Here is an 11,154-nt window from a genome sequence, read left to right as displayed (position 1 = left end):
AACTTAGAATTAAGAGTAGAAGCAGAACATGGAGCATGTCAAGGAAAGAAAGATTTAGCTACATTAGCTAAACAATTAAACTTAGATGCAATTCATGACACAGTACATGAAATGTGCAAAGATGAAGCAAGACATGGAAAAGCATTTAAAGGATTATTAGATAGATATTTTGCATAAAAATAGATATTAAATAAGTTAATTAACCCAAAATATAATATATTTTATTTATAATTAAGGGATTGTCTTAAAATATAGTAAGTATTTGAGACAATCCTTATTATTTTTTGTTGATTGTAAACCTAAAAAAAATAACAGTTGATGATTTGCTAAATCTAAATATAATCGTAGATAGGTTTAAATAGGAAATTTGTATTAGGCACATGAAATAAAATAATAGACAAGATAAATGATCTTACTAGTCTATTGTTTTTTGTGAATGTGACTTAAGAACTTTATAGGTATTACCATTTGTAGTTTTTTATTTAGTAAAAGTTATATTAGGAATAATTATAATGAATTATAATTAAAGATAGACTAAAAAAGCAAATGGTTATATAATTTTCTAGTATAGATAATGTATTTAAATATAGTAAATAAATAGTAGACTATCTCAAATGCATAAATATGTTTTTTGAGATAGTCATTTTTTATATTTTTAAGATAAATATAGGAAAAAATAATAATATCTTAAGATTTACTTAAAACATAATCTATATAATTATTTTATGGAAAAAAATATTAAACTTAGATTAAAAATGAAAAATTCTATCAATAAAAAACAAAGTTGGAGGAATAATAGATGAAAAAATTTATAAGCACTTTAATTTTATTTATAGTATGTTTAAATTTTACAAATGTACAAGCTGCTACAAATAATGTTATTGAAATATCTCTTGATAATATAGAAGAAATTATGCTTGAATATAGTCCAGAACTAAAGATTATAGATAATAATTTAGAAAAAGCAAGAGAAGAGTATAAAGATACTATTGATGATATCGATGATACAGAAGATGAGATTAAAAAGTTGCAAGATGAAATTTATAATTCAAATAAAGATTTGCAAACAAATAAAGATTCACAAACCAACAATGAAAGTAAGGAAAATTTAAATAAAAAAGAGGATGATAAAAGAGAAAAGTTGGGAAAAATAGAAGGATTGGAAGAAAAGTTAAAATCACTTAAGGACAGCAAAAAAGCAAAAAAATATGATTTAAGAATAGCCAGAACCAAATATGATAAAGAAGTAAAACAATCAGTAATGAAAGTTCAAAAACAATATATAGATTATTTAGATACAGTAGCAAAAAAAGAAGTTAAGTTATCTGAACTTAATACAAAAAATAAACAATCAGAAGTTTCTAAGAAAAAATATGAAATGGGATTTATATCTAAAAAAGAGTATACTTCTAATACATTTGATACTACAGATTTAAAAAATGAATTATCTCAATTAAATACTAAACAAGAAAATGACTTGAAAGAACTTCTTTTATCATTAGGATTATCTAATAAAGAAGAATTGAAATTTAACACAGATATTAAACTTGATTTAGATAAAATTTCTAAGATTAATTTTCAAGATGATTTAGAAGAAATGCTTGATAATAATGTAGATATGCAAGTAAGAAAAATTGAATCTGATAAATTAGATGATTTAGATGATGTAAGTGATTATGAAATTGACAATAATGAAATTTATTTAAAGCAAGAAAAAGATAAGGCAAAGTTAGAATTTGAAAAACAATATAATAATCTTAAAGTTTCATGTGATTTAATAAAAAATGCAGATGAAAGATTAAAAAGAGATCAGTATGATGTTGTAATTATGAATACTAAATATAATTATGGATTTGCCTCTAAAAAACAAATAGAAGAGTTTGAAAATGGATTAAATAAAAAAGAATCAGATTTTGTATCTCAAAGAAACAACTTGTATATAAATTATTTAACTTATATACAAATGAAAAATGGTTATTAGATTGGAGTGATATATAAATATGCTTAAACTTAATATAAGTAAATTAAATCCTAAAAATATAAGTTTTAAGAGTATAACTACTAAAGGTAAAAAAGGTAAAAAGAAATTTATAGTAATTGGTGTATTAATTGTTTTGGTAGGTGGCTTTATAGTTTTTAAATTAAAATCACCTAAGCAAGCAATGGATGTACAATATACTGTTCTTCAAAAAACTAATATTGTAAATAGTATTAATGTTTTAGGAGATGTTAAAAGTGATAATTCTACTAATGTGTATACAACATCTAATAATATAGTTAAAGAAGTTAAGGTGAAAGTTGGAGATAAAGTAAAAAAAGGAGATGTTTTAGCAGTATTAGACACTGAAAAATTAGAAAAAGATATAGCACAATCAACTGTAACAGTTAATGCATCGGAAGCCAATGCTAAAATAGAACTTGATAATAAAAAATCAGCTTATGAAAATGCAGTTTATATAAATGAAAATAATTTAAATACAGAAATTATAAATGCAAATGCAGCAGTAGATTCAACTAAGCGAGATTTAGATGATAAGCAAAGAATTTATGAATATAATAAAGTGCTTTTAGGTTATGGAGAAATTTCAGATCAGGATTTAAAAAAGTCTGAAACTGATTATAAAAATGCAAAATCTGATTATGATAAAGCTTTAGTTGCATTAGAAAATGAAAACCTTAAGATAAATGAAAATATTAATAATCTTAAAAATGGTTATGAAACTGCAAAAATAAATTATGATAATAAAAGTGAAAGAATTGCGCTTGAAAATAAACAAAATGAATTACAAGAATGTACAATTAAAGCACCAGTTGATGGGACAATTACTAGTGTAAATGCAGTTGTAGGAAGTCCAAGCACTGGAGCACTTTTTGAAGTTGAAGATTTAGATAATGTAACAGTAACTGTATCTATAAAAGAGGTTGATGTTACTCATATTAAAGCTGGACAAAAGGCTACTATAAAAACAGATGCGACAGAGGATATTGATATTGAAGGGGAAATACAAAGTGTTGATCCTACAGCAAAGAAAGAAAAAACTCCTCAAGGTGAAACACAATCAAGTAATGATGTGAATTTTGAAGCTAAAGTAAAAATGAAAGAACCAAATGATAAAATAAGAGTTGGTATGAATGCTAGAGTAAATATTATTTTAGATGAAAAAAATGATATCTATGCAGTACCACATGAAAATATAGTAGAAGATGAAAATGGAAGTAGCATATATGTAGCAGAAAAACAAGGTGAGCAATATATTGTTAAACAAGTACCTATAACTATAGGAATGGAATCAGACTTTAATGTTGAAATATCTGGAGATGAAATTAAGGATGGATTAATGATTCTTTCTAATCCTTCATCTTATACTGTTGGAAGCAACATTGAAATAAAAGGGGATGGTGCTGGTGAATGATAATATAATAGAAATGAATAATATTGTAAAAAGTTTTTATATAGGTACGCCTAATCAATTAGATATATTAAAAAATATTGATATAAATGTAAGAAGAGGTGAATTTGTATCTATTGTTGGAGCTTCTGGTTCTGGTAAAAGTACCTTGATGAATATAATTGGTGCACTTGATAGGCCAACTTCAGGAGGTTATATTTTAGATGAGAGCAATATAAATGAAGCAACAGATAATCATTTGTCAGAAATACGTAATAAAAAAATAGGTTTTGTATTTCAAACATTTAATTTAATTCCTAGAAGTACTGCATTAAAAAATGTAGAATTACCAATGCTTTATGCGGGAATAGATAAGAAAACAAGAATAGAGCGTGCAAAGAAGCTTTTAGAGCTTGTTGATATGCAAGAAAGATTAACTCATCTTCCAAATGAACTTTCAGGTGGACAAAAACAGAGAGTTGCAATTGCTCGTGCATTAGCAAATGATCCAAGTATAATACTTGCAGATGAACCAACAGGAGCACTTGATTCTTCAACAGGTAGACTAGTAATGGATTTATTCCATAAAGTCCATGAAACGCAAGGGAAAACCATAGTGTTTATAACTCACAACTATGAATTGGCAAAGGAAACAGAAAGAATTATAACATTAAGGGATGGGAAAATAATATCAGAAGAGTATAATAAAGACTACTCTAGAAGATTTCCAGATGGTGAAAAGTTATGTTTATAAAAGAAAATATAATGCTTGCTATAGCTGGAATAAAATCGAATAAGATGCGTTCTGTATTAACAATGCTCGGTATTATAATAGGTATTTCCTCTGTTATAGCAATTGTATCAATAGGAAATGCAATGACATCTTCATTAACAGATACATTAGCTAAAAATGGTGCAACTAATATTAGTGCTTATGTATCTCCTAAAGTTGATGAAAATGGTGGAGAAAGTTATGACTCAGATGCGTGGAAAAAACTTAAAGAAGAGGATTGTTTTTCAAACGAACAGTTAGAGAATGTAAAAAAACTTTTTAGTGATAGAATTGAAACTATATCTTTAAGAGAAATGACAGGAACAGGGAAAGCAAAAGATGGTTATTTGTATGCTAATGTAAAAATTAATGGTGTAAATGATGGTTATAAAGAAACTGGCAATATAAATATGACAAAAGGAAGATTTATAACAGATAAAGACCTTAAGGGAAGTAGAAAGGTTGCAGTTGTTTCTGATAAATTTGTAAATAATATGTTTAAGAATAATAATGATCCATTAGGAAAAGAAATTAAAGTATATTGCAGTGATGTTGTAGAAACTTATGTTATTGTAGGTGTATACAAATATGAAGCATCACCATTTGAAGGGCCAAACAAAGCAACAGAAAAAGATATGCAAACACATTTATATATTCCTATAACTACAGCGAAGGCTTCAGCAAAGAATAAGAATTATTCTGAATTTACAATAAAACCTAAAGCTAATATTGATGTGATGAAATTAACAGCTGATCTTGAAAAACAGTTTAATAAATTATATAAAAATAATAAGAATTGGCAAGCAAGTGTGTATAATATGGAAAGCCAACTTAAAGAGATGACCTCAGCACTTCATACTGTATCATTAGCTATATCTGTAATAGCAGCTATATCATTGCTTGTAGGTGGAATAGGAGTAATGAATATAATGCTAGTATCAGTTACAGAGAGAACAAGAGAAATTGGTACAAGAAAAGCATTAGGTGCTAAGAGTTCATATATAAAGACACAGTTTATAACAGAATCAGTTATAATATGTGCTATTGGTGGAATTTTAGGTATACTTTTAGGTATGGGAATTGGAGCAATTGCATGCTTATTATTAAAAGCACCAATATCAATATCAGTAAGTACAATTCTTATAAGCTTTACATTCTCAATGGGAATAGGAGTATTCTTTGGATATTATCCAGCTAAAAAAGCAGCAAACTTAGATCCTATTGAAGCTTTAAGATATGAATAATAGAAAGAATATGTTTTAAAATATATTCAATAATAAAAGAGTTATCTAAAGATGATTTATTATATCATTTTAAAGATAACTCTTTTGTATTTTTTATGAAATTATATTATTAGATAATCTGTGGATTACTTTTAGAATACTGTATTTTAAAAGATATAATAAATACTCATAAAGAATAAAAAGTAATCATATGCCTCACCATTTTCCTGCACTACGTTTGGAAAGAGTACATGGCTAAAAAATCGACACTTCAAAATTTCTTAGCGTTTTTTAATATAGAGATAATGTTAAAATATAACTTTAGTTAATATTTCGAAAGTTTATTTGGTAATTATATACTGCCTTAGATACTTGTCCTATTTTTTCCTCAACATCATCTAAGCCCTTTGTATAAACTATTAATATGTACGGATTTTCACATGTTATTATACCTATATCGTGAATATACTCATTGCTTGATCCAATTTTATGAGCAACTATTTCTTGAGGTATATATTTATCAAGCCTAGTGTGAGTATCTGTAGACTGTAAAACTTTAATTAAATGTGCATAGTTAGGATCACTTTTATTATCATATATATGTTTTAAAATTTTCAATTCCGCTTCTGGTGTAGTGAAATTATCAGAAGTCGATAATGGAATATTAAATATATTCCAAACTTTTTTTCTTACTTTGTCATGTCCACCAAAATAATCACCAACCATATTTGTTGCAATGTTGTCAGAATTTATTATAGATAAATCTAATAATTCTTGAATTTTCATAGCGGGTATATTATCTAAATCTTGTAACACACCTGTTCCTTCTTCATAATACCTATCCTCATAATTAATGACGGTGTTAAGTAAATCTTTATTTTGTTTAGCTTCTTCATATGCTAATAAATTTAACGAAACTTTATAAGTGCTAGCAGCAAGAAAAGTATCATTTTCATTGAATTTTATATATTTATCAGAATTTAAATCATAATATATAAATCCAAAATTTTCTTTATCAGTACCTAAATATAATGAAATTCTATCCTCAAGATTATATTTATTATTATTTAAAATATATAATTTTTCTTTCTTTGTTAAATTAGAATCCAGTAAATCATCATCAATAGGGATTCCTGTAGTTAATTTTGTAGGAACAACATCTTTTGAAGAATTTAAATCATCTGTATTATAGTCATTATTATCATCAAGGTTTTTATAAACATCATTATCTATTTTAAAATTTTGAGAGCTACTTTTCATATAAATAAAGGAAAATAAAAGCGACACTATTAAAATAGATATGATTATTATTAATATAAAATACTTTTTTATAATCCTCATTTTTCATCTCCTGTTAAAATACTTCTCTTAAAGATTGTATGAAATAAAAAAAATAATGTCAATCAATTTTAAAATTATAATTTATATAAGTTCCAATAAAGTTTGTTCATTAAAATAAATTTAAAATATTTACAAATGATATTACTCCTCACTACAGTGAGGAACTTATATAGAAAATTTATGATATATATGTTTCTAACCACATATTATTAATTAAAAATATACTGTCCTATAAAAATTATATAAAAGATTATAAATGTAATAACTTAATTAGAACATATATATTAAAATAAAAAATAATATAAGTTCTAATTTTAATATAAGAACAATAATATTAATTTATAAGAATGAATTAATTAATGTGTCTCACATTGTTACATAAAAATAATACTAATCATAATAAGGAGTGATTTCATGAATAGAATATCAAGTTATACTTTACGTTTAATTAATAAGATAAGTGAGGCAAATGAAATTAGTTACTATGAACTAAAGAAATATTTTGAAAAATATGAAGCTATAGTAGATGAAAGATTTTATAATAGTTTCAATTTAGATATAGAATTAGATAAATTGGAACAGAGTGGATTAGTAAGCCAAGATGAAGGTATTATAATATTTCAAGGAGTCTAAAAATTATATTTTTAAATAATAAACTATAAAAGCCCTAAATTAGATATTTAGGGCTTAAAATTTATATTTAATTTGAGTTTGTAATTTCCAAGTATATATGTTGCAATTTAAAACCTTTAACAAAAGAATATAGAGTTATTTGAGTTATTGAATAATTATTATTACAACGTATATATAATTTATTTTGTTTAAGAATTAAAAAGAATTAAGTTCTTTGCAATATTTAGCTATTAAATTAGCAGATTTCATTCCACTATTTAAGGCACCTTGCATCCAACCATGTTTGCTAGAAGCATGTTCCCCTGCAAAATATACTTTATTATTATATTCTGGTTTTGACATTACGTATGAAAAAAGAGTGTGCTGATTTGGCATAAAATAACAAAATGCTCCTAGAAACCCTTCTTCCTTATCCCAGGTAATTGTTTTGAATTCTGTTACAATTGTATCAAGATATTTATTAGGAAGTCCATGAACCATTTCAACTTGTTCTTTTATTGTTTCAAAACGAGTATTATCATCAAGGTGTCCTAAACGTAGAGCATCTTGTCCAAGATTGTATGATGATAAAAGTACTCCAAAGTCATTATATTTATCATAATTTTTTATATCATAAGAAGGATACCATATGCTTTCAATTGATAAATCAGTAGAAGAGCCACCACCTAATATTTTTTCATTATCATTTCCTTTTTCCCAAAAACGTTTATTGCACAAAAAAAGTGTTTTTTGCGATGATGAATAATTAACTTCTTTTATTGCTTGCATTTTTTCAGGACTAAACATTGGATATATATTTACATTTCTAAGACTAGAAAAAGGAATTGTACAAATAACATAGTCAAAAGTTTTATTAAATTTTTTAAAAGAATTTTTACATCTATATTCAATTATAATCTTATTATTATCATTAAAGATACCAGTTACTGTTGTTCCATTTTTAAAAGTTACTTTTCCTAAATTATTTTCTTCAATATTACTATACTCTTTAGGATTTTTAGAATTTAATGAATTATAAAAAGCAAGAGGTAACTTAATAGAACCACCAACTATCTGATATCTATAAGCAGAATCTAAACTATAATCTTCTTGCAAATTTTCTAAATAGCTATTGTTATAAAAAGCACCAAGAAATGGAATAAGGCATGATATTAATTCTATAGCACCCTCACTTAAATTCATTTTTTTTAATTCATCTCTTATACTTAAACTGTCTAACGATTCAATTAGAACTGGATATTGCTTTTTTATATGTAGTAGTTCTTTTCTTATAGAAGGATTTATCTTTAAAAGATTATCTGTTAGTGCATAATCTATAAGTTTTTGCCAAGGTGTAACTTTTTCTTCTGGAGTTAAGTTAAATTCAGGATAAATTTCTTTCATTACATTTTTACCTTTAGGATCATTTCGTACACGTTTATTTCGTATATATATAAATGCATTTTCATTTGTTTGAATGAAAGGTATTGTTTGTAACTTAAAAAGATCTATATAGTGCCATGTACTTTCATGACTTATTGGTATACGCATAGCTCCAAGTTCACCATAAAGATTTTTATTTTTATCAAAATAATGGGTATAAACCCTACCACCAATACGGTTTTGTTGCATTTCAAAGATCGTAATGTCAAACCCTAATTTTCTGAGTTCAAAAGCAGAAGATAAACCAGCAAGTCCTCCTCCTATTATACCAACTTTAACTTCCTTACAATCTTTTGGAGAGGCAATTGTTGTAATATCTTTTGGAGGACTAAGTGATGATACTATACTATCAAAATCATCAATACGGTTTACTTCTTTCAAAGCAGTTTTCAGCAGTATATGTCTTTCTTCATTGGATGGATTAGATGGTTGTAGATTTCGAATTTTTGTAATCAAATAAATCTAACTCCTTTTTATAAAATACTTATTAAGAATACTTTTAAATTCTATATTAAGTATATTAATTAAATAAAATTAAAAGACCAATTAACTTTATTTAATTATCTAAGATTGAATAAAGCAGTTATATATAGAAAAGTATAAATATCAACATTAAATTAAAACATAGTTATAACTTGGTCATATCTTGAATTAAAAAAGCTTATATTATTTAGGGATTTTTATATCTGTATTGAATAGAAATTTTAAATAAATATGTTTTAATTAAGCTAATACATTTATAATCTTTTATATTAGCAAAATAGTAAGAATATAAATAGATTATATTGACAAGATAAGTAGGGTTAATTATAGTATATATAGATATGTATCTATATAAAGAGAGAGTAGACAGAGTTATTAGCTTGATGTAGGGTTTTAACCACTATTCAAAAGTTAGAAATTTTATCTGAAAGAGTTTATTTATTATTTCTAACCTATAAAAGGGTTTGACTGTTATGTAGATTCTTAATAGGATAAATCTGTAGTGGAGGTATAATGAAAAAGATAGATTTAACACAAGGAAAAGTATTAGGTGTACTAATAGCATTAGCTATACCAATAATGGGAAGTTCTTTATTACAATTTGCTTACAACCTTATAGATATGATATGGGTAGGGGCGCTTGGAAGTAATGCTGTTGCAAGTATTGGATCATCAAGTTTTTATATAGGACTTGGATATTCTATAAATGCGTTAGTTGTTATTGGGACGGGAATAAAAGTTTCACACGCAGTTGGTAGGAAAAATGAATTTGAAGTAAAACAATATATTAATGCAGGAATATTTATTAACACTATAATAGGAATAATTTATGCATTAACTCTTGTATTCTTAGGTAAAGAATTTATTAATTTTTTAAATATAAATAATTCTGTTGTGGAAAAGGATGCTTACTTGTATTTAGCATTAAGTGCACCTATGATGATTTTTGCATTTTTTAATTTATTATATACAAGAATTTTTGGAAGCTTTGGGAATAATAAAACAGCTTTAAAAATAAACACTATAGGAATAATTATAAATATAATATTGGATCCTATATTTATATATGTATTTAGTATGGGAGTTTCAGGAGCCTCAATTGCTACATTAATATCTAATATAATTATGTTTAGTATATTCATATTAAAATCAAAAGAAACTTTAAAATTTGATTTTAATATTGGTATAGATTCAAAAAAAGTATTGGAAATAATAAATTTGGGTTTCCCTATGGCTTTTCAAAGAGTATTATTTACACTTGTAAATATAGCTCTTGCAAAGATAATAGCAATTTTTGGATCCGATGCTATTGCTGCTCAAAAGATAGGAGTTCAAATAGAATCGATAACTTTTATGATTATAGGAGGACTAAATGGTGCAGTAGCTAGTTTTGTTGGACAAAATTTTGGAGCAAAAAAATATCATAGAATTAGTGAAGGATATAAAATGGCTTTAAAAATAGGAATTATATATTCTGTGATAACAGGAATTTTGTTTATAACAATGCCAGAATTATTAGTAAAAATATTTGTTAGAGAGGAAAATACTATAATAATTGCGAGTCAATATTTAAGGATAATTGCTTTTTCACAATTATTTAGTACTGTAGAAATGGTTTCAAATGGATTATTTACTGGAATAGGAAAGCCTAAAATCTCAGCAACTATAAGTATAGTGTTTACTGTTTTAAGAATTCCTATGGCTTTATTTTTTACAAAATTAATAGGTTTAAATGGCATATGGTTAAGTATTGCTTTATCAAGTGTCTTAAAAGGTATTGCAGCATATTTAATGTATAGATTAAATTATGTTTTAAGTGAAGGCTAATAGTATAGAAGATATAAATAGTTACTTAAAATATATGAATAAATTAAAGGATTGGAAGGGGTAT

General features: G+C 25.3%; 9 protein-coding genes. 7 read left to right on the top strand and 2 right to left on the bottom strand.

Features of this window, described 5'->3' with window-relative positions; all coding sequences use genetic code 11:
* From ACYUET_RS18480 to ACYUET_RS18460, 5 genes are all read left to right on the top strand, one after another.
* A partial coding sequence (locus ACYUET_RS18480) for a ferritin family protein (protein WP_460282087.1) occupies positions 1-177 on the top strand: 177 nt, incomplete at its 5' end.
* 622 nt (positions 178-799) lie between these two features.
* A complete protein-coding gene (locus ACYUET_RS18475) occupies positions 800-1,981 on the top strand; it encodes a TolC family protein (protein WP_460282083.1) in 1,182 nt (393 codons plus the stop codon).
* A gap of 19 nt (positions 1,982-2,000) precedes the next feature.
* Entirely contained in the window at positions 2,001-3,413 is a 1,413-nt protein-coding gene (locus ACYUET_RS18470; RefSeq protein ID WP_460282081.1) for an efflux RND transporter periplasmic adaptor subunit, read from the top strand.
* Complete coding sequence (locus ACYUET_RS18465) at positions 3,406-4,143, top strand: ABC transporter ATP-binding protein (protein ID WP_460282079.1); 738 nt, start codon at positions 3,406-3,408, stop codon at positions 4,141-4,143. Before ACYUET_RS18470 ends, ACYUET_RS18465 begins: the two co-directional genes overlap by 8 nt.
* Entirely contained in the window at positions 4,134-5,405 is a 1,272-nt protein-coding gene (locus tag ACYUET_RS18460; RefSeq protein WP_460282077.1) for an ABC transporter permease, read from the top strand. The genes ACYUET_RS18465 and ACYUET_RS18460 overlap by 10 nt, the downstream gene beginning before the upstream one ends.
* Before the next feature lie 300 nt (positions 5,406-5,705).
* On the opposite strand, the gene ACYUET_RS18455 is transcribed toward ACYUET_RS18460, so the two are convergent.
* A complete protein-coding gene (locus ACYUET_RS18455; RefSeq protein ID WP_460282075.1) occupies positions 5,706-6,725 on the bottom strand; it encodes a serine hydrolase in 1,020 nt (339 codons plus the stop codon).
* Positions 6,726-7,139: 414 nt separating this feature from the next.
* Between ACYUET_RS18455 and ACYUET_RS18450 the strand changes: the two genes are divergently transcribed.
* The gene (locus ACYUET_RS18450) at positions 7,140-7,358 is read left to right on the top strand and encodes a DEAD/DEAH box helicase (RefSeq protein ID WP_460282073.1); all 219 of its coding nucleotides are present in this window, start codon (positions 7,140-7,142) and stop codon (positions 7,356-7,358) included.
* 195 nt (positions 7,359-7,553) lie between these two features.
* Here the strand turns inward: ACYUET_RS18450 and ACYUET_RS18445 are convergent, their stop codons facing one another.
* Positions 7,554-9,236 carry a flavin monoamine oxidase family protein gene (locus ACYUET_RS18445; RefSeq protein WP_460282071.1) on the bottom strand — a complete coding sequence of 561 codons (1,683 nt, stop codon included), beginning with the start codon at positions 9,234-9,236 and terminating at the stop codon, positions 7,554-7,556.
* 540 nt (positions 9,237-9,776) lie between these two features.
* On the opposite strand from ACYUET_RS18445, the gene ACYUET_RS18440 reads away from it, so the two are divergent.
* Entirely contained in the window at positions 9,777-11,090 is a 1,314-nt protein-coding gene (locus ACYUET_RS18440) for an MATE family efflux transporter (RefSeq protein WP_460282069.1), read from the top strand.
* Positions 11,091-11,154 lie beyond the last annotated feature (64 nt).

The organism is Clostridium sp. CTA-5 (assembly GCF_054768135.1).
This window is presented reverse-complemented; position numbering and strand designations above follow the sequence as displayed.